A 20,605-nucleotide genomic window follows, 5' to 3' on the forward strand; every position below is an offset into this window, starting at 1 on the left:
CATTATAGCATAAATGAACCTTTGATTTATTGAGTTTCAAATACTTTTTACACTCACATTTTGACCGTGCTCAAGTGCAAATCTAAAACTAGTCAGCAAAACTTCTATTAAATCTTTTCCGGAACTCGTTATGAAATAATGTGATAAATTTGTTATATGCTCTGCGATATTATTTCCCCAAGGAGGAGTGAGTGACAAATCTTCAAAATCCCATATAACATCCTGAGGGAGAAATTTTTTCAACTCCTCTTGGATAGATACCAACTCAGCTATTCCTCTTTCAACAGATTCAAAAGGAACATCTCCCCAGTAAAGCTTATTCATTATTACTGGGTATCTACTTCCCCACTCATTATTCTCTAAGCGAACATAAATAGTCGAAAAGAATGAATTAAAAAGACTCCCTTCTCCTATAGTCCACCAATTATAACCAACCATTAACCCTACAGACATAGATATTCTCCTACTCATTTTTAATATTATTTAACGTCAACTAAAGTTTTATATTGATAGTATCTAAAACATACATTCATTCCCCCTACCCCAACTCCTTGGCTATTCTGCTTTTTTCAAGTTTTCCCTTGGTAATTCGTTTCCATAAAACAAGAGGGTTCAAACTATAAGATAGGCGTAGGAGGAAATAATTAACCCATTCGATAAGGGCAAAAAGCTGTATCAACGTGGCTAAGATAGTCACTAGGACACTCTGTGCATTCCAGACAATAAAAGGAAAGCCTGAAATAAGTAAAACGAGGTCTAGTATTCTGAGCACACCATATAGTTTAGGGACATTTTCACTTCCGAACTGAGGTTTCGAGAGTCTTCTAATCAAAATCGCCCAATAGATTGAACCTTGAAGCAAAATAAATGTCAGTAAAGACAACGGATGAAGAATAGAGATCAAACCATTCCAATCACCAAGCCTATTTTTCAAAAGGAAAAAACAAAACCAAATAGATAGGACGGCTGTGAACTCTCCCAAACAGAGGGACATCAACTCTTTTCTAACTTTCTCTTTTTGTATGTTCATCATCTCACCCATCTATCTATCATCCTATATCAGAAAAAAGCCATTCGATCCATTTTCTAGTCAACATTTCTCAGAATCAAGTCATTCTAAGTATCGAACAGTATAATCACTTTAATATAAATTCAATTCTAAGTTTAGAATTGCATTTGTATATATTTTTTAGATCTATTCTAAGTCTATGACAGCTTTAAATTTTAATTTTTGAAGGATTCTAAAGCTAGAAGAGCTCAAAAATCACGAGAACTAAGCTATTCGAAGCTTAGAAGAAGATTTTCCAACCTTCATAAACTCTTCAATTAACGTTTCTTACAATTTTTCTGATGAGCTTTGAGTTTTTTCAGAGCCCAGTCATAGTGACTGGAGGTGCTACTGACAAAGTAGGAACCTAGACTTGTCCCACCCGTCCATTTATAGGTACCTTTTGTGAACAATTCGTCATTGCTGAAGCCTTCCATTAACTCTAAAACCTTTTTATGCGATTGATTGAGGAGTTTGGTCGCTTCTTCTACGGACGTTTTCTGATGCTTCTTCCAAATAGCGACATTCATTTCCCCATAAGTTTTCCAATTATAAGGTTCAGGGAGAAAAGTTCTTTCTTGACCTTTTTGATTAGAATGTACCCAAGTTAAAAGTAATTGCTGCCATTCATATAGATGGATCAAAACATCCCGTAGATTTTTATCTCTATTCCAGTGAGCTTCTTTTTTCTTTTTGTCTTTTGAAAAATCAAAAGGAATCCGTAGCTCCTCTTCACTTAATTTAGATATAAGGTGATTGAGCTTTTCATAGTTTTCCTTAGAGGCTAACACTAGCTCCTCTTTCGTTTTTGGTCTAGGCATGGGAGTTCTCCCTTCATCTTCAACTAGAATAAGCTATTTTCTTACTTCATTATACCATAATCAAAAAGCAGTTCTTCATTTTACGAAAAGCTGCTTTTACTAACTATTTTTTTATGCTTATAGTCACTACTTTACATATAAATCTCTAAAACGACCATCCACTTCAGCTATCTGATAGAGCAAGTGGGCTAATTCTTGGTAATCTTCTTTTAAACACGAAAGGTGAGCTTGACCAAATAAAGAAGCCAATTCCTCTTTTAATCTTGCCCCTTCGGGATCATGGTCTTTTAAGAATTTACTGAGATAGAGATTTCGAACAGCAGCAAGTTTAAAGCTGAAATACTGATGCAATTGCTTTTGCTCCGTATTTAAGCCGTTTTCAGCAACTGCTTTTGCATAACATTCCAAGACATTACTTTGTCCATCCAGATATCTGGATCTCATAATCCTCGCCGTTTCTTGATAGATTTGAGTTTGACTAGGACTCTTGACCTTCTTAAAATTTCCCCACATGGAGTATGCTCCACGCTTATAGTCAATAGCTTCTGCCTTCCAAGCTTCTAAAATGTCATTAAAAGCAACCTTCATACAGGCAAAACCAGCTGGATCATGCAAATAGAGATACTGACCATCAACAGCATACACTATTACAAAGTGATCTACACCATAAAGCATTGTGTGATTTGGATTGTAAGTCAAGTGGCCCATATCAAGAGGACCCAGTACGACTGGTCCATTGGACAGAAACGTTTCCAACTTTCCTTTAATCTCTTCCAAATCTACTTCTGTTCCATTTTTTAGATAGAAATCCTCATAGTCAAAACATAGTATTTTTAAGGAATGTGAGATGGAAAGGTCTGGCATTCCATTATCAAAGAATACTAGAGGGTGCTGCTCATCTTCCTTTACGATACTAGCGCCATTTCCCATCACCATAATTGCCTCTAAAAACTCTGCTTTAAAGTCATAGCCATAGCCATCCAGTGCCATTATCAATGAATAGCTATAGCAAAGTGATACATCTCCAAAATACATCTGCATATTCCTGCCTCCTTATCTTCTATGGGACTATTATACCGAGAAAACTATTCGCATTCCCCATAAAATCCAAACAAAAAATATGGTCTGTTTGTTTACAGACATGAATGTCAACAATTAAAAACTCTGTAAAAGATATCTTCTACAGAGTTCGATTTGCATCTTTATAAAAAGTCAGAAAATGTTCTAGTTCTTAATCACTGGTATCCATAGTTCCATTTGATAGTCTGGTGACGACATGTCACCTTCGGTATAGACTTCGAAGTCTGGTGAGCCTGAGTGGCGATAGCCAGTTTCTGGGAAAAAGACCTCCAAGACATATTTCCAAGCATTGTGAATGCTAGCAGGTATAGGGCCTTTGACTGGTACGATAGCATATTCAGCAGCTGGGACATCTTTGATGGACAGACCTAGTTCTTCTGCTTTAGTTTTATCCGTCACATCATAAGCAGCCATATAGTTGATGATTTCGCCTTCTTTGACATCCGAGCAGACGCCAAAGGATTGGCCACTCCCTAGACTCTCTAGGCTTTCCAAGCTGTGATTGTTATAGAGATTCTCCCAAGCAGACGGGCATTTGCTATTGTCAATAGCCTCCAATAGGACGCCTGCCACGGTAAAAGCAGGCTTCTTTTGAATCTTGATATCCATGTTCTTTCCTCCTGTGATTTTTAAGGATAATTGAAGTCTAGGAAAGATCCGATAAGGTTTTCCATTTCGAACTTCTGAGGGTGTTGCCCCATGGAATTTCTTAAAGGCTGCGCTGAAGGCATCCGCAGACTCATAGCCGTATTTCATCGCTATGTCAATGACTTTCTCAGAGCCTTCCCGCAAGTCCGTCACAGCTTCTGACAGCCTGCGATTGCGCAAGTATTCTGCTAAAGTCATATCTGCTAGGATGGAAAAAAGCCTGCTAAAGAGAGCATAAGAATAGCCTGATAGCTGCTGGAATTTCTGCAAATCCACTTCTGCGTCCAACTTACTTTCCAGATATTCCATGGTTCGATTGAATTGATGCATCATATTCTTTTTCACCTCACAAAAGATACTAAGACCGTTAAAAGCAAAGTGAAAATTGGAAAATTGACGGAGGGGCTCCTGCTCCGAAAAAATTTCATCTTTTTCACACAGCTTTTAGGCCGTGTTCAATTCTAACTATAGTCTAACAGATATAAGATACTTCCGCCCCAGAATTTTTGTACAAGATTTAAAGGTGTAAAATCTATAACTTATCTTTTAATTTCTCAACAAAGAGATAGGCTGCTGGGCAGGTCAAGGTATTCTTAATCGTCAAATGGTTGATTTGATGGATCTTTTTCCGATCTGTATGGGGGAATTCACGACAGGCCTTGGGACGAACGTCGTAGATTGAGCAGAGATTATCTCCTCCTAGAAAGGGGCAAGGCATGGATTTGAAAACTTTATCACCATCTTCATCCACCTGAAGGAATTCCGCTTCAAAAGCCGGTAATTTCATCTTAAAGTACTTAGCGATACGGGTGATATCTGCTTCTTTAAAGTCGGGCCCCAAAGTCTTGCAACAGTTAGCGCAGGCAGTGCAATCAATCTCAGAAAAAACTTCTTGGTGAATTTGCTGGGCTATCTTATCTAAGTTTTTAGGAGGTTTTTTCTTTAGATTGGCTAAGACTTTTCGGTGCTCTTTTTGCTTTTGCAAGGCTAGTTGGTGATAGTACTCAATATCAATTTCTTTAGACATAATTTCTTTCTAATACAAGTGTTTTTGTCTATTATACCATAATCTCAGCCCCCTTTTTGCCCCCTGAACAGAAAAAAAGCCCTTCGGAAAAAATCCGAGGGGCTAAAAACGTTGTTAAATCAACGGCCGAACTTTTGAATTTCAAGGTTCGGGATAAAATAGTTCACTGAACTATTTTATTTTTTCAAGTTGTAGAATGATTTCAATCCACGGTATTCAGCTACTTCACCAAGTTGGTCTTCGATACGAAGCAATTGGTTGTATTTAGCAATACGGTCTGTACGTGAAAGTGAACCAGTCTTGATTTGTCCTGCGTTAGTTGCAACTGCGATGTCAGCGATTGTTGAATCTTCAGTTTCACCTGAACGGTGTGATACAACGGCAGTGTAACCAGCTTCTTTCGCCATTTCGATAGCGTCGAATGTTTCAGTAAGAGTACCGATTTGGTTAACTTTGATAAGGATTGAGTTAGCAGCACCTTCTGCAATACCTTTTTCAAGGTAAGAAGTGTTTGTTACGAAGAAGTCGTCACCAACCAATTGAACTTTACCACCAAGACGTTCAGTAAGAGCTTTCCAACCGTCCCAGTCGTTTTCGTCCATACCATCTTCGATAGTAATGATTGGGTATTTGTTTACCAATTCTTCAAGGTAGTCGATTTGTTCTGCAGCAGTACGTACAGCAGCTCCTTCACCTTCGAATTTAGTGTAGTCGTAAACTTTACGTTCTTTATCGTAGAATTCTGATGAAGCACAGTCAAATCCGATAAATACGTCTTTACCAGGAACATATCCAGCAGCTTCGATCGCAGCAAGGATAGTTTCAACACCGTCTTCAGTTCCTTCGAAACGAGGAGCGAATCCACCTTCGTCACCTACGGCTGTTTCCAAACCACGAGATTTAAGGATTTTCTTAAGAGCGTGGAAGATTTCAGCACCCCAACGAAGAGCTTCTTTGAATGATGGTGCACCAGCAGGTACAATCATGAATTCTTGGAAAGCGATTGGAGCGTCAGAGTGAGAACCACCGTTGATGATGTTCATCATTGGAGTTGGAAGAACTTTAGTGTTGAATCCACCAAGGTAGCTGTAAAGTGGGATTTCAAGGTAGTCAGCAGCAGCACGAGCTACAGCGATAGACACACCAAGAATTGCGTTTGCACCCAATTTACCTTTGTTAGGAGTACCGTCAAGTGCGATCATAGCACGGTCGATAGCTTGTTGGTCACGTACATCGTAGCCGATGATTGCTTCAGCAATGATGTTGTTTACGTTGTCAACAGCTTTTTGTGTACCAAGACCACCGTAACGAGATTTGTCACCGTCGCGAAGTTCAACTGCTTCGTGTTCACCAGTAGAAGCTCCTGATGGAACCATACCACGTCCGAAAGCACCTGATTCAGTATAAACTTCTACTTCAAGTGTTGGGTTACCGCGTGAGTCTAGGACTTCGCGAGCGTAAACATCAGTAATAATTGACATTTTTTACTCTCCTTTGAGTTAAATTTTTTACACCTCTATGATACCTTAAAAATAAGCGTTTTTCAAGAAAAAACGTTATCTTTGTGCAAATTTTCCTTAACTTTATAAAGTAATCGCTTTCTTTTGTCTGTTTTCTTGCGATTTTTGTGATATACTGTTTTTATGACAGATTTATCAAAACAACTACTAGAAAAAGCTCATGGTGGGCCGAAAATAAACCCTGACGAACAGCGCCGCTATCTCGGCACTTTCGAGGAAAGAGTTCTTGGCTACGCGGATATCAGTACTGCCAATAGTTCTGAATTAGAACATGGATTTTTCTCTATTTTAGAGGGTTTTCAAGAAAAGGTAGAGGAACTTTTTGTGAAAATCTCACCAAATATCGAGTTTGACAAACAGGTCTTTTACTTAAAACAAGCAAAAGAAAGTAACTGTCAGGCGACTATTGTTTCAGACGATCATATCACCTCTCCTTTTGGTCTTGTCATTCACACAAACGAACCTGTTCAAGTAGACGAAAAGGACCTTAGACTTGCATTCTCAAGCCTCTGGGAAGAGAAAAAGGCAGAGCCACCTAAAAAATCCATCTGGAAAAAATGGTTTGGTTAATGATTTCTCATATTTAATAAACGACCAATATTAGTAGCTGTGTGCTCCAAATAGAGACTTGCGTTTTTCAGACTCTCTTCCAAAGTTTCACTTTTCTCTAAAATGGAAAAGGCTGCTTGTATATTTTCGAATGGTAGGGGAGGCAAATCGTCAGCATGACTACCACAAATAGCAATAACAGGAACTCCGCTAGGGGTTCTTTTTGCTACACCGATAGGAGCTTTTCCAACAAAGCTTTGACTGTCCAGTCTACCTTCTCCAACGATAACCAAGTCGGCCCCTGCAACTTTCTTGTCAAAGTCAATCAAATCTAAGCAAGTGTCAATCCCAGATACGATAGTGGCCTCAGCAAAGGCACAGAGCCCAGCCGCAATCCCACCACCAGCTCCCGCTCCTTTAAGAGATAAGGTTGATGGCGAAAGTTTTTCATAGAACCGCTGTATAGCCAGATCTACTATCTCAAACAAAGCAGGATCCAAGCCCTTTTGTTTTCCAAATGTATAGGTTGCCCCTTGATGATCACATAGAGGGCTCACGACATCTGCTAAAATGCGGATTTTCACATCTTCAGGAATCCTATATAACTCGCTGTCTGAAACTGACTCGAACTCAAGCAAAGTCTGACCACAAGCTGGCAATTCCTTTCCATTCTTATCATAAAAACGATAACCCAAAGCAGCGGCAATGCCTATCCCACCGTCATTACTTGCCGTACCACCTACACCGATATAGATTTCTTTCATCCCTTGATCAACGAGATGGCGAATCAACTCTCCGATACCTCTGGTTTGGATGTGAAGAGGGTTTCGTTTCTCCTGCGGAATCTTTCCTAAACCAACCAAGTCAGCAACTTCAAAGAGCGCTATTTGGCCTTTTTGAAAATAGCGCATTGATTCTTTTAGGCCAAAAGGTCCTGTCACTTGGAACCATTTTTCTTCTAGTTCAAGAGAATGTCGAATAGCATCTACAGTTCCTTCCCCACCATCACCTACAGGGCAAAGCAGACATTCTACATCTGCTATCGATTTTTGGAAGCCCCTTTTTATAGCTTGAGCGACCTCTTCTGCCGTCAAACTCTCTTTAAAAGAATCGGGTGCAATTACAATTTTCATAGTTCCCTCTCATTCTAAGAAATCAATCAAAGGTAGAACTTCTAAAAAATCCCTCGTATCTATATGAGAAGCTATCTCTGTTTTTACGACCACTTTGGCACAAAAGGCTATTCCGTGACCTGCTGATTTCAACATTAATAGGTCATTGGCACCATCACCGATGGCAATCGTTCTTTCTTTGGAAAGTCCTAATTCCTTTCTCCAAATCTCAAGCGTAGCTTTTTTTACTTGACCTGTCACAATTTCACCAACTAGTCGACCTGTTAAAAAACCGTCTTTGACTTCTAACTGATTTGCAGAGTAATAAGTGATCCCAAGAGGCTTTGCTAATCTCTCAACTATTGGTGCAAATCCACCAGACACTAGACCGACTAGAATACCCTTCTTTTGAAGTATGGAGATAAATTCTTGAGCATTCTTAGACAGATGAATGGATTTGAAAACAGTATCAAAGACTGAAATCGGAAGACCTTCTAACAAAGCCACTCTCGCTCGTAAACTCCTTTCAAAGTCCAGTTCACCTCGCATTGCCTGGCTTGTGATCTGCGATATTTCTTCTTCGCAACCTGCTTCTTTTCCTAAAAGATCAATCACCTCTTCTGCTATCAGGGTGCCGTCAACGTCCATGACACACAAGCCTTTTTCTTGAGACATAAGCTTTCCTTTCTAAACAGCCCAAAAATCGTATGAAAGAATCATACGATTTTATCTATTAGTTGACTAAACTATGGTACAAGTCCAGGTAAGATTTGCAGGCTGTATCCCATGAGAAATCACATTCCATAGCTTGTTTTTGTAGATTTCTCCAAACTTCCGGCTGGTACTTATAAACATCCAAGGCTGTTTGGAAACTCCAGTTAAGCCAGTATGGTGTTAAATTATCAAAGCTAAATCCAGTTCCAGTTCCTTCTATCGGATTGAAGGATTGAACAGTGTCACGCAAGCCACCCACTTCATGAACCAGTGGTAGAGTTCCATAGCGCATCGCCATCATTTGAGACAAACCACATGGCTCAAAACGACTTGGCATGAGGAAGAGGTCACAAGCTGCGTAGATTTCTTGAGCAAGTTTGACATCAAAAGTGATATTTGCTGATAGCTTGTCTGGATAGACTTGCGCAAACCAGGAGAAGGAATGTTCAAAAGCAGGATCTCCTGTTCCTAAAAGGACTATTTGAACGTCCTCCTGTAAGAAACGATGCAAGCTTTCTACCACAACATCAAAACCTTTTTGGCGTGTCAATCGAGAGACAATCCCAACTAGAGGAACATCTGCTCGCACTGGTAACCCAACTCTCTCTTGCAATTTTGCTTTGTTTTGAGCTTTTCCAGACAAATCTTCCTTATCAAAATGATAGTCTAAAAGTGGGTCTGTTTGAGGATTATAAAGATCTGCGTCAATACCATTGACAATACCTGAAACCTTACCTGACTCCATGCGAAGAATCTGGTCCAAACCGCAACCAAACTGACTGGTCATAATTTCGTGCGCATAGCTAGGGGAAACGGTTGAGACACGATCCGCGTAGAGAATACCTGCTTTCATCCAGTTGAGACAATCATTCCAGCGAAGGGTCCCATCAGCATAGCGTTCAAAGCCAACACCGAACAAATCCCATAACATTCCTTCAGAAAATTGACCTTGAAATTCCAAATTGTGAATGGTTAAAACTGTTCTGATTCCTTGATATGCCTGAATCCAATGGTACTTTTCTTTTAACAAAAAGGGAATCATGGCTGTGTGGTAATCATGAACATGGAGAAGGTCAGGGATAAAGCCGATGCGTTCCATGGCTTCAAGAGCAGCCAGTTGGAAAAAAGCAAAGCGTTCACCATCGTCAAAATCACCGTAGACATGACCACGGAAGAAATAATACTGATTATCAATGAAGTAGAAGGTTACACCATTCAAAACCGTTTTCTTAACACCACAGTACTGTCTACGCCATCCTACACTAACTTCAAAGTGGAGAACATCCTCTATCTGGTCTCCGAACTTAGCTTCTACCATATCATAATAAGGTAAGAAAACTGCAACTTCGTGCCCCGCTTTTACAAGTGATTTGGGAAGTGCGCCAATAACATCGCCCAAACCACCTGTTTTTGAAAAGGGTGCTCCTTCTGCCGCTACAAATAAAATTTTCATGAATAAATGTCCTCTGTTACTGTTTCACCCTTCTTAACTACAACTGGATGTTCTGCTGTGCCTCGAATGACAACACCGTCCGCAACTTCAACTCCTTTGTCTAGGATGGCATATTCAACTTGGGCACCTTGACCAATCACAACTCGAGGGAATAGAATGCTGTCCTTCACCACACTATCTTTGTGAACATAAATGTTACGAGATAGGACTGACTGAACTACTTCACCCTCAATGATACTACCAGAAGCAAACTGAGAACTTCTTACTTTTGAAGTATTCGCATAGTAGGTTGGTTCTTCATTCTTAACTTTTGTATAAATCTTTTGATTTGGTGAGAAAAGAGAGTAGAATTTTTTAGATTCAAGCATATCGATGTTTGCTTGATAATAGGACTGAACAGAATGAATGTTCGCTAAGTAGCCTGTGTATTCGTAAGCAAAAGCTCCTTCTTTTGCAGCTAAATCACGAAGAACATAGCGTAACTTTTCAGGATATTCTTTCTGAGCTTCTTCTTCAAGTCGTTCAATCAACCAAGGAGTATCCACAACAAAGATATCTGTAGACATGTTGAAGAGTTCATCCGTAGATTTGTTATCAAAGAGTTTGTGCGAACGAACATGGTCAGTTTCATCAATTTCTAAGATAGCATTCACATCTGAAATGTCTTTCTTCGGAAGTTTCTTATATACAACTGTGATCGGACCATTTGTTGTATTGTGTAGGTGGAAGACTTGATTCAAGTCAATATTCACCAGCACATCGCAGTTAATCGAAACGGTTTGGTTTGAACCTGAACGTCTCAAGTAGGTGAGAAGCTGTTGGTAATACTCTTTTCCAACTGTACTGCTTTCAACACGAGTATTGTAAATTCCTAGATAGTAGTGACTTAGAAGGGTTGACAAGCCCCACTCACGACCTGAACGGATATGGTCGAAAACTGAGCTGATATTATCTTGTTGGAAAATACCAAAGATACTACGAACACCTGCATTTGCAAGACTGGAAAGGGGGAAGTCAATCAAACGGTATTTCCCACCGAAAGGCAAGCTAGCCACCGGACGGTGTTCTGTTAACGTTGACATATCATGAAAACCAACTGTGTTTCCTAAAATGGCTGAATATTTATCAATCTTCATCTGTTGCTACCCCCACTACTTCATTGTATCCTACTACTTGTACTTCGTCCGTTCCGTCAATCTCTACGCCGTCAGCAATAATGGCACCCTCACCAATGATAGCACGAGTAATCTTTGCGCCATGGCCAATAATAGCTCCGCTCATGATGACAGAATCAACGACCTCAGCGCCTTCACGTACTTGTGCTTCTGTTGAAAGAATCGAACGTTTTACAGTTCCATCTACAAAACAGCCATCCACGACCAATGAATCTTCAACGTGTGCATGCGCACCAAAGTAGTTTGGTGGTGAAATCAAGTTTCTAGAGTAAATTTTCCACTGACGATTGCGGCTATCCAAGGCATTTTCTGGCGAAATGTACTCCATATTAGCTTCCCAAAGTGACTCAATCGTACCAACATCTTTCCAGTAGCCATTAAATTCATAAGCATAGACACTTTCACCAGACTCGAGATAGTTAGGGATAACGTTCTTCCCAAAGTCTGACATATCCACATTGCTCTTTTCAGCAGCAACAAGCATATTGCGAAGTCGTTTCCAGTCAAAAATATAAATCCCCATCGAAGCCTTTGTAGACTTAGGTTGCGCAGGTTTTTCTTCGAATTCAACGATACGGTTATTGGCATCTGTATTCATGATACCGAAACGGCTAGCTTCTTTGAGAGGTACGTCTAGGACAGCTACTGTCAAACTGGCATTGTTATCCTTATGGGACTGAAGCATATCATCGTAGTCCATCTTGTAGATGTGGTCACCAGAAAGAATCAAAACATACTCAGGATTAACACTGTCGATGTAGTCAATGTTTTGGTAGATAGCGTGACTAGTCCCTTCAAACCAACGGTTTCCTTCGCTGGCTGAATAAGGTTGTAAAATAGAGACACCTGAATTGATACCATCCAATCCCCAGCTAGAACCATTTCCAATATGGTTATTCAAAGCAAGAGGTTGGTACTGCGTAATCACACCAACATTATGGATTCCAGAGTTTGCACAGTTGGAAAGAGCAAAGTCAATGATACGGTAGCGCCCACCGAATTGCACTGCCGGTTTGGCAATGCTTTGAGTGAGTTTTCCGAGACGAGTTCCTTGCCCACCCGCAAGGATCAAAGCTAGCATTTCATTCTTCATTTTCTACTCCTTTATAAAGACATGTGAACGTTAAAATCGAAAGAAGGTCGGAAGTCAAACTTTTTATAAAAATAATAGGAAATCCATTTCTCTTGTGTTTCAAGTCCAATACAAGTAAATCCGTTTTTAAAATCTAAAAAATTATAATCATCAGTCCATTATTCTTTTTTCTTGGTTGGTTTCAAACGACGCTTGATCTTCCAGATGCTTGCCCCCATAGCAGGCAGGGTAAAGGTCAAAGTCTGCTCATAATCTTTCCATAAGCCTTCTTGAGTCTGAACTGTTTGATTGTGCTCTTTCCACACACCTCCCCATTCTTCTAATTCTGTATTCCAAACTTCTTCGTAAATACCTGCAACAGGTAAACCAATCGTAAAGTCCTTACGTTCAACTGGTGCCATATTAAAGACACAGACTAACATTTCGTCCTTCTTGCCCTTACGAATAAAGGAAAGGACACTCTGATCTCTATTATCAGCATCGATAATCTCGATACCATCATAACTAGTATCAATTTCCCAAAGACAACGATGCTCTTTATAGAATTGATTCAGTTGTGAAGTGAAATGCTTCATCTTGGCATTCATCGGATCTTCTAGATTAGACCATTCTAACTGCTCTTCAGACTTCCACTCGAGGAATTGCCCGTACTCACTACCCATGAACAAGAGTTTCTTGCCTGGATGACAAATTTGATAGGTGTAGAGGTTGCGCAGACCAGCGAACTGATTGTAGCGATCTCCCCACATCTTATGCATCATACTCTTCTTACCATGAACTACTTCATCATGTGAGAAAGGCAGGAGATAGTTTTCATTGAAAACATACATAAAGCTGAAAGTCACAAGATTAAAGTCATACTTGCGATAAATCGGATCTTCCTCGTAGAAACGGAGAATATCGTTCATCCAGCCCATATTCCATTTATAGTCAAAGCCAAGACCACCCATTTCTTTCATGCCAGTAATCTTTGTCGCTGATGAACTTTCTTCTGCAATCATCATGATATCTGGATGAGCTAACTTAATCACTGTGTTCAAACGTTGAAGGAAATAATAACCCTCATAGTTAAGGTTTCCACCGTCTTTGTTTGGAGTCCAAGGAGCATTATCATAATCTAGATACAGCATATTGCTCACTGCATCGACCCGAATACCATCTAAGTGGTAAAAATCAATCCAAAATTTAATACTTGAAATCAAGAAAGACTGGACCTCATTTTTCCCGAGGTCAAAATTCAGCGCACCCCAACCGTAGTTATGAGCCTTGTTGTGATCTTGGTATTCAAAAGTTGGTGTGCCGTCATAATATGCTAATGCATCATCATTAATAGTGAAATGACCTGGAACCCAGTCTACGATAACACCGATATTATTTATATGACACTCTTCAACGAAATCTTGGAATTCCTCAGGTCTGCCATAGGAATGTTCAAAAGCAAAGTAACCCATAAGTTGATAGCCCCAGCTCAATCCAAGTGGGTGAGCCATTAAAGGCATGAACTCAATATGTGTATAGTTCATCTCAACCAAGTATGGAATCAACTCGTCCTTCAGTTGTGAAAAAGTATAGGGACTACCATCTGGATTTCTCTTCCAAGATCCTGCATGGGCCTCGTATATATTAACTGGTCTCTCGAAAAATCCCAAACGTTTGCGACGTGCTAGCCAAAGACCATCTTTCCATTTCTTTTCACGGATATTGGTCAAAACAGCTCCTGTGCCCGGTCTAGCTTCAAAATAAACTGCCAACGGATCAATCTTCATAATCTGGTGACCATTTGCACGCGTGATATGATATTTATAAATCTGACCTTCCTGAGCTTGACTCGTAAAGACTTCCCAAACACCTGCTTCATTACGAACCATAGGAATTTGATTCTCAACCCAATTAGTAAAATCACCAACTAGATGAACTGCTTGTGCATTTGGTGCCCAAACCCTAAAGGTATAGCCTATTTCTCCGTTTTTCTCCTCTCTATGCGCTCCTAAATAATGCTGGAGGTGAAAGTTCTCACCTGTAGTAAAGGTTCTTAATGCTTCTTGATTATTCATTCAATCCCCTTTCTTTTGTAAGCGTTTTCTATAATTCTATTATACACTCTTTTAAGATAACTTTCAAGTAATTTACGAAGGAAATCATATTTTTTTATGAAAGCCTTCAAAAAATTACCTAGCATTTTAAAAAAGATATCCTGAAAATAGAATACGAAACAATTTCCATATATTTTTTTATTATAATACCATAATATTCGTTTTTTATCAATTTTTAACTGTATTTTTAGTAAAAAATAAAATCAGGAAGGTAATTTCCTAATTTTATAAATTATTTCACATCAAAAACAATGGATTTAACATTTGTCATCGCTTCGATACTATATTTAATTCCTTGTACTCCTGCACCAGAACCTTTTACACCAAGGAATGGGAAATTATCTGGTCCACGTTGTGTTTTATTATTAATATGAACGGTACCAACTTCAAGTTTTTCAGCAATTTCAAACGCCTTCTTAAAGTCATTTGTAAAAACTGAAGATTGAAGACCGAATTCTGATTCATTAGCAATTTCTAGTGCTTCATTGGCATCTGCAACTCGGATAATTGGGAGAACAGGTCCAAATGGTTCTTCCCAGGCTAATTTCATATCTCTTGTGACATAATCAAAAAGTCCTGGCCAAATAAGGTTATTCTCACGTTTGATTGGGCTGAGCGCTTTGGCTCCTTTTTCCTGAGCCTCTTCAATCAATCCCCAGATGAAATCAGCTGAAGCATTATCAATAACTGGTGTGATATCTGCATTGTCAAATGGATCACCGACAGTTAGCTTAGCAACTTCAGCCTGGAGCAATTCAGCCAATCTATCTGCTACACTTTCCACAACCAAAACACGTTTGATAGCGGTACAACGCTGACCAGAGTAGCTAAAGGCACCACCTACGATTTGCTTAGCTGCATTTTCTAAATCTGCATCTTCTAAGACAATTGCTGCATCTTTCCCACCAAGTTCAAGCATAATCGGGCGCATACCAGCCAAACGACCGATACGCTCACCAATCGGTGTTGAACCTGTAAAGTTAATGAAGTTCACTTCCTTGTGTTCGATGATGTAGTCTCCGATTTCAGAACCACGTCCAGTGATGGTGTTAAAGACACCTGCTGGGATTCCGGCTTCGTCAAATGCTTTAGCCAACAAGAGACCAGAAATAGATCCTTGTGTTGGTGGTTTAAACATAACGACATTTCCTGCAATCAAGGCCGGAGCAATCTTAGATCCAGAAAGATTGACTGGGTAGTTAAATGGCGCGATAGCTAACACAACTCCAACTGGCTCACGACGAACAACGGCTAGTTTATTTTTACTTGCAGCTTCAAAACCGCCACCTTCCATTGCTTGTCCAGTGATACGGAGACCTTCCTCAGCAGCAAAACGAATCAATTCTGCTGTACGTACTACTTCTCCAATGGCTGCTTTAATCCCTTTTGCAACCTCTTTGGCAAGAATGGTACCAATTTTTTCTTTATCACGTTCCAAAATGTCTGCTGTCTTATGTAAATAGGCTGCACGCTCAACTGGTGCTAAATCACGCCATGCTGGGAGAGCTGCACGCGCTGCTTTCATAGCCTCATCTACTTCAGCCTGACTCATTGCGGGTACTGTTCCCAGCTTTTCCTGATTGATGGGAGAATAAATGGTAATTTCATTCTCTGATGATTTCCATTTTCCATTCACTAAATTCTGATAATGTGTCAAATTCTCTTCCTCCTGAAAATGATTAAAACTTATTTTATCAAATTTTCAGAAAATTACAACCCCTTTTTGGAAAATATTGATATTTTTTTCACAAACTTGATTCTTCAAATTATTTGAAATTTATTCCTATTAGATATTGGTTTTTCAATAAAAATAAAAAAGGTCTAGAGTTAACTAAACCTTTTTGTAGTATTTACTATGAAAGTACCTTCAAGACTGCAACGCTGATATCATCAATCACATTAGACTCTTGAGAACGACTGTTGGACACAAGCATTTCAAGATTTCCTGCATTTTCAAAGTAGAAGGAGGTTCCCTTGGCATTAAATACCACCAATAAATGCTCTGCAGCACCGTGAATTTCGTAAACAATCCACCCACTATTTTCAGCAGCTGTATGGACGAAGACATGACGATAAACTTCTTCATATGTAGGATAAGAGAAAGCACGCGTTTGTGTTTTTAGACGAATAATCTGACGGATAAATTCAATGCTCTCTTGTCTCTCATTGATTAAATCCCAGTTGACCTGGTTGACACTATCTGGAGCATTATAACTATTCATGGCGCGTTCTCTATCTGCCGGAGTCAGCTCACCATTTTCTCCAGTAGCAAGGAGTTTGGTGCGGCCAAATTCTTGACCCAACTCTATAAAGGACATCCCTTGCATAAGAACGCTCATCGCTGTTGCTGTCTCAACCTGACGCATAATCTTATCTGAACTGTAATCTGGATGAAGGGTTACTAACAAATCATGCAAGTTGTAATTATCATGGGCTTCCACATAGTTAAGAACTTGGTTTGGACTAAGATATGAGCCCAACTCTCGGCTACCAAGAATAGCTTTGGCTACAATCGGTTCTGTAGCTGCACCACTAACAAATCCTGCCTTGATTGAACCATAAACTTCTCCTCCTTTGATGGCATCACGCTGATCATCATTGAAGAATCCAATATTTGGCATCTGGTAGGCATTGTCCTTCTTGGCCTTATCATAAGGCGCAAGACCGATCCCCATATCCCAACCTTCTCCATAGGTGATAATACGTGGATCAACTTCATCAAGTGCCCAACGAATTGCCTGCATGGTTTTGACATCGTGAATTCCCATCAAGTCAAAACGGAAACCGTCAATATTGTATTCTTTCACCCAATAAAGGAGTGAGTCAATCATGTACTTACGGTACATTTCGTGTTCGCTTGCGGTTTCATTTCCAACACCTGTTCCGTTTTGAAAGGTTCCATCTGGATTCATACGATAGTAATAATCAGGAACAGTTGTTTGGAAAGGTGCATCGACCGTTGAGAAGGTATGGTTATAAACGACATCCATAATGACACCGATTCCTGCATCGTGATATGCCTGAATCATGGTCTTGAGGTCTCGAATAACCTGTCCAGGATCATCTGGGTTACTAGAGAAACTTGGTTCTGGGGCATTGTAGTTTTGAGGATCATAACCCCAGTTATAGGTTACATTTCCGTCCTCGTCGTATTCCTTATGGCGATCAAAGATTGGTTGGAGCTGAACATAATTACAGCCGAGTTCTTTGATATAGTCAAAGGCGGTTGCTTGGTCGAATTGGTTGGTCGTTCCTGTCTGGGCAGCACCAAGGAAGGTCCCTCGAAGATTTTCTGGAACTCCAGATGTTGGCGATTTTGTAAAATCACGAATGTGCATCTCACAGATAACCGCTTTACATGGGTTTTCCAAACGCCAAGGAGCGTCTGTCCCATGCTTGACTTTAAATCCTTCTACCTGTCTATCTTGCTGAGAGAGAATGACGGAACGTTTCCCGTCAGGGCTTGTAGCAATAGTGTAAGGATCTCGTGTCAAAGTCTGATGGTGTGGAAACTCAATCTGATACTGATAAGCTTTACCTGCAAGATTTTCGTCTAAATCTACACTCCAAACACCAATGGTATTGTACTTATGACTGTATGAATAGCTATTCCCACGCTCAAGATTAAAGGTTTTCCAAATCGGCGCGTCGTTACTTGTATTTTCATAAACGACCACTTGGACTGCTGTAGCGGTTGGAGCCCAGAGTTTAAAGCTTGTCTGGTAGTCAGAGATACTATACCCCAACTCTCCTTGGTATCCCCAATGGTGATCAAAACTTTCACTGTGAAAGGCTTTATCAAAAGCAAACGGGTTTCGATCTTTATAGCAAGAACTTGCAATGGCTGGATTTTCAGAATAATAAACCGTCTCATCACCATCCAAAATCCAAACCTCAGTCAACAGTGGATAATAGTTAAACCGTAGGAGATAATCTTTTGTCTTTCCATCTATTTCGACAGAAAAGGTCAGAGTATCGAGCCTTTCTGCACTTGTAACTGTAAAGGAGAATTTTGCTCCAAAATAGTCATTTTCATAATACAAATTTTCTTTAACATCTGCCTGTTTTCTACTGAATGAACAAGCATCATAATCCCCATTTTTTCGGTGAAAATGGATGACTACTGGGTATCTATACATTTCTTTTCCTAATTCCTAATTTCAATTTTAATTTTTTTATGTGGTGCTGAAGAATTTAGCGGGAATTTCAGCACAATAGAGAATAGCATTAATAGATATAAAAATACATCAGGAGAGATAGTTTCAGACTATCTAACATCTAGTTTTCAACTATTCTTTACAAACTTTCTAGCCAAGCTTCATCTCGAACTTCGATACCAAGTTCTTGTGCTTTTTGGAGCTTGCTTCCTGCATCTGCTCCTGCTACTACAAGATTCGTTTTCTTGGAAACACTGCCTGTGACTTTGGCACCCAGACTTTCAAGTTTGCTTTTGGCTTCTGAGCGCGTGAGACGTTCCAATTTTCCTGTTAATACAACTGTCAAACCTGACAAGGCTGCATCTGCTACTACTGTCTGCCCTTTGTAGTCCAGATTAACTCCAGCATCTTTCAACTCATCTAAGAGAATCTTCGACCCTTCTGTAGCAAAAAAAGTCTGAAGACTTTGAGCAATCACACTACCCAAGCTTTCAATACTTGCTACTTGCTCAGGATCAGCTTGGGCTAGATTTTCAATAGAGTGGAAATGTTGGAGCAAGAGTTGGCTAGCCTTGCTTCCGACATGGCGAATTCCCAGACCAAACAAGAGCTTTTCAGCAGAGTTTTCCTTGGATGCTTGAATGGCCTGATACAGTTTAGAAGCAGACTTTTCCTTGACACCTTCTAAAAGGAGAAAATCGTCTTCTTTCAAACGATAAATATCCGCCACATCCTTGACTAGATTGGCAGCAAAAAGCTTTTCGACGATAGATGGACCAAGACCCGTAATATTCATAGCATCTCGAGAGGCAAAGTGAATCAAACCTTCCATGATTTGGGCAGGACAGCGTGGATTGATACAACGAAGAGCCACTTCATCTTCAAAATGAAGCAACTGACTGTCACAGCTCGGACAGTTAGTCGGAATATCTAGTTTTTCTTCAGAAACACGTTTAGACTCTACCACACGCAGAACAGCAGGGATGATATCTCCAGCCTTATAAACGATAACCGTATCATCTTTGCGGATATCCTTTTCAGCAATATAATCTACGTTGTGAAGAGTTGCACGGCTAACAGTTGTGCCAGCAAGCTGAACAGGTGTTAGATTGGCAGTCGGGGTCACAACACCCGTACGACCTACTGTCCAGTCAACTGAAAGGAGTTGAGCTTCTTTTTCCTCAGCAGGAAATTTATAAGCTACTGCCCACTTAGGTGCTTTAACGGTAAAACCGAGTTCTTCTTGACCTGCTAGGTCGTTAACCTTGATGACCACCCCATCGATATCGTAAGGCAGTTTCTCCCGTTCTTGTCCTACTTCTTGGATAAAATCCCATACCTCATCTATACTTTGAGCCAATATTCGTTTAGGATTAACTACAAAACCAAGCTGTTCAAGATGCTCCAAGACCTTTTCTTGACTATCACGAGTTGAAGGGCTGGCTTCTTGATAGAGGAAAGTAGCAAGATTACGCTTGGCCACTACTGCTGTATCCAACTGACGCAAGGTGCCTGCAGCTGCGTTACGAGGATTAGCAAATTCAGGCTCCCCATTTTCTTGGCGGGCTTGGTTGACCTGATCAAAGGAAGCGCGTGGCATGTAACACTCTCCACGAACGGTGATATCTAGTTCTTCGGGCAAGGTCAAAGGAATGTCCTTGACACGCTTGAGGTTTTCGGTGATATTTTCACCAACAGAACCATCCCCACGTGTGGCACCAACAACCAAAATCCCCTTTTCATACGTAAGCGAGATAGACAAACCATCGATTTTCAGCTCACAAATATAGGTCGGTTGGGGTAATTCCTTTCGCACACGCGCATCAAAAGCTTCTAACTCTTCACGTGAAAAAGCATCCTGCAAACTGTATAGAGGATACTGATGACTGTATTTTTCAAAACCATCTAAAACCTTACCACCAACACGATGAGTTGGACTATCCGCTAAAACTTGATCTGGATAGGCGGCTTCCAACTCAACCAACTCTCGGTAGAGACGATCATACTCGCTATCTGAAACCGAGGGATTGTCACTCGTATAGTACTCGGTCGCATAGCGGTTGAGTAAGGCAACTAACTCATTCATTCTTTCATTCATAATCCCATTTTACCACA

17 protein-coding genes are annotated in these 20,605 nt (G+C 40.2%); 1 reads left to right on the forward strand and 16 read right to left on the reverse strand.

Annotated elements, in window-relative coordinates; translation table 11 throughout:
* Nucleotides 1-36 precede the first annotated feature (36 nt).
* From GMD5S_RS0201755 to eno, 7 genes are all read right to left on the reverse strand, one after another.
* Nucleotides 37-453: an immunity 70 family protein gene (locus tag GMD5S_RS0201755; protein WP_000110626.1), complete on the reverse strand. Its 417-nt coding sequence runs from the start codon at nucleotides 451-453 to the stop codon at nucleotides 37-39.
* 85 nt (nucleotides 454-538) lie between these two features.
* On the reverse strand, nucleotides 539-1,042 hold the full coding sequence (locus GMD5S_RS0201760) for a hypothetical protein (RefSeq protein WP_000504319.1): 504 nt from the start codon (nucleotides 1,040-1,042) through the stop codon (nucleotides 539-541).
* 284 nt (nucleotides 1,043-1,326) lie between these two features.
* Entirely contained in the window at nucleotides 1,327-1,869 is a 543-nt protein-coding gene (locus tag GMD5S_RS0201765; protein ID WP_001137896.1) for a ClbS/DfsB family four-helix bundle protein, read from the reverse strand.
* Nucleotides 1,870-1,995: 126 nt separating this feature from the next.
* Entirely contained in the window at nucleotides 1,996-2,910 is a 915-nt protein-coding gene (locus GMD5S_RS0201770) for a hypothetical protein (protein WP_001178529.1), read from the reverse strand.
* A gap of 183 nt (nucleotides 2,911-3,093) precedes the next feature.
* A complete protein-coding gene (locus tag GMD5S_RS0201775; RefSeq protein ID WP_000972225.1) occupies nucleotides 3,094-3,930 on the reverse strand; it encodes an AraC family transcriptional regulator in 837 nt (278 codons plus the stop codon).
* A gap of 199 nt (nucleotides 3,931-4,129) precedes the next feature.
* Nucleotides 4,130-4,624 carry a YkgJ family cysteine cluster protein gene (locus tag GMD5S_RS0201780; protein WP_000031484.1) on the reverse strand — a complete coding sequence of 165 codons (495 nt, stop codon included), beginning with the start codon at nucleotides 4,622-4,624 and terminating at the stop codon, nucleotides 4,130-4,132.
* Nucleotides 4,625-4,800: 176 nt separating this feature from the next.
* Entirely contained in the window at nucleotides 4,801-6,105 is a 1,305-nt protein-coding gene (eno, locus tag GMD5S_RS0201785; RefSeq protein ID WP_000022821.1) for a surface-displayed alpha-enolase, read from the reverse strand.
* 162 nt (nucleotides 6,106-6,267) lie between these two features.
* On the opposite strand from eno, the gene GMD5S_RS0201790 reads away from it, so the two are divergent.
* On the forward strand, nucleotides 6,268-6,714 hold the full coding sequence (locus GMD5S_RS0201790) for a DUF1694 domain-containing protein (protein ID WP_000131082.1): 447 nt from the start codon (nucleotides 6,268-6,270) through the stop codon (nucleotides 6,712-6,714).
* Here the strand turns inward: GMD5S_RS0201790 and GMD5S_RS0201795 are convergent.
* The 9 genes from GMD5S_RS0201795 to ligA form a co-directional block, all read right to left on the reverse strand.
* On the reverse strand, nucleotides 6,711-7,826 hold the full coding sequence (locus tag GMD5S_RS0201795) for a glycerate kinase (RefSeq protein ID WP_000706402.1): 1,116 nt from the start codon (nucleotides 7,824-7,826) through the stop codon (nucleotides 6,711-6,713). The genes GMD5S_RS0201790 and GMD5S_RS0201795 overlap by 4 nt on opposite strands.
* 9 nt (nucleotides 7,827-7,835) lie before the next feature.
* Nucleotides 7,836-8,480, reverse strand: coding sequence for a phosphoserine phosphatase SerB (serB, locus tag GMD5S_RS0201800; protein ID WP_000076679.1), 645 nt, complete (start codon nucleotides 8,478-8,480; stop codon nucleotides 7,836-7,838).
* 58 nt (nucleotides 8,481-8,538) lie between these two features.
* The gene (glgA, locus tag GMD5S_RS0201805; RefSeq protein ID WP_000697281.1) at nucleotides 8,539-9,972 is read right to left on the reverse strand and encodes a glycogen synthase GlgA; all 1,434 of its coding nucleotides are present in this window, start codon (nucleotides 9,970-9,972) and stop codon (nucleotides 8,539-8,541) included.
* On the reverse strand, nucleotides 9,969-11,108 hold the full coding sequence (gene glgD / locus GMD5S_RS0201810; RefSeq protein ID WP_000687055.1) for a glucose-1-phosphate adenylyltransferase subunit GlgD: 1,140 nt from the start codon (nucleotides 11,106-11,108) through the stop codon (nucleotides 9,969-9,971). Before glgD ends, glgA begins: the two co-directional genes overlap by 4 nt.
* Nucleotides 11,098-12,240, reverse strand: a complete 1,143-nt coding sequence (locus GMD5S_RS0201815) for a glucose-1-phosphate adenylyltransferase (protein ID WP_000787250.1) — start codon at nucleotides 12,238-12,240, stop codon at nucleotides 11,098-11,100. Before GMD5S_RS0201815 ends, glgD begins: the two co-directional genes overlap by 11 nt.
* A gap of 158 nt (nucleotides 12,241-12,398) precedes the next feature.
* Complete coding sequence (glgB, locus tag GMD5S_RS0201820) at nucleotides 12,399-14,294, reverse strand: 1,4-alpha-glucan branching protein GlgB (protein WP_001064533.1); 1,896 nt, start codon at nucleotides 14,292-14,294, stop codon at nucleotides 12,399-12,401.
* Nucleotides 14,295-14,565: 271 nt separating this feature from the next.
* The gene (locus GMD5S_RS0201825; protein ID WP_000150232.1) at nucleotides 14,566-15,990 is read right to left on the reverse strand and encodes an NADP-dependent glyceraldehyde-3-phosphate dehydrogenase; all 1,425 of its coding nucleotides are present in this window, start codon (nucleotides 15,988-15,990) and stop codon (nucleotides 14,566-14,568) included.
* 196 nt (nucleotides 15,991-16,186) lie between these two features.
* Nucleotides 16,187-18,472 carry a type I pullulanase gene (gene pulA, locus GMD5S_RS0201830; RefSeq protein ID WP_000286535.1) on the reverse strand — a complete coding sequence of 762 codons (2,286 nt, stop codon included), beginning with the start codon at nucleotides 18,470-18,472 and terminating at the stop codon, nucleotides 16,187-16,189.
* Between the two features lie 157 nt (nucleotides 18,473-18,629).
* Nucleotides 18,630-20,588: an NAD-dependent DNA ligase LigA gene (ligA, locus tag GMD5S_RS0201835; protein WP_001005754.1), complete on the reverse strand. Its 1,959-nt coding sequence runs from the start codon at nucleotides 20,586-20,588 to the stop codon at nucleotides 18,630-18,632.
* Between the last annotated feature and the right edge of the window lie 17 nt (nucleotides 20,589-20,605).

Source organism: Streptococcus sp. GMD5S (assembly GCF_000298715.2).
Taxonomy (GTDB): domain Bacteria; phylum Bacillota; class Bacilli; order Lactobacillales; family Streptococcaceae; genus Streptococcus.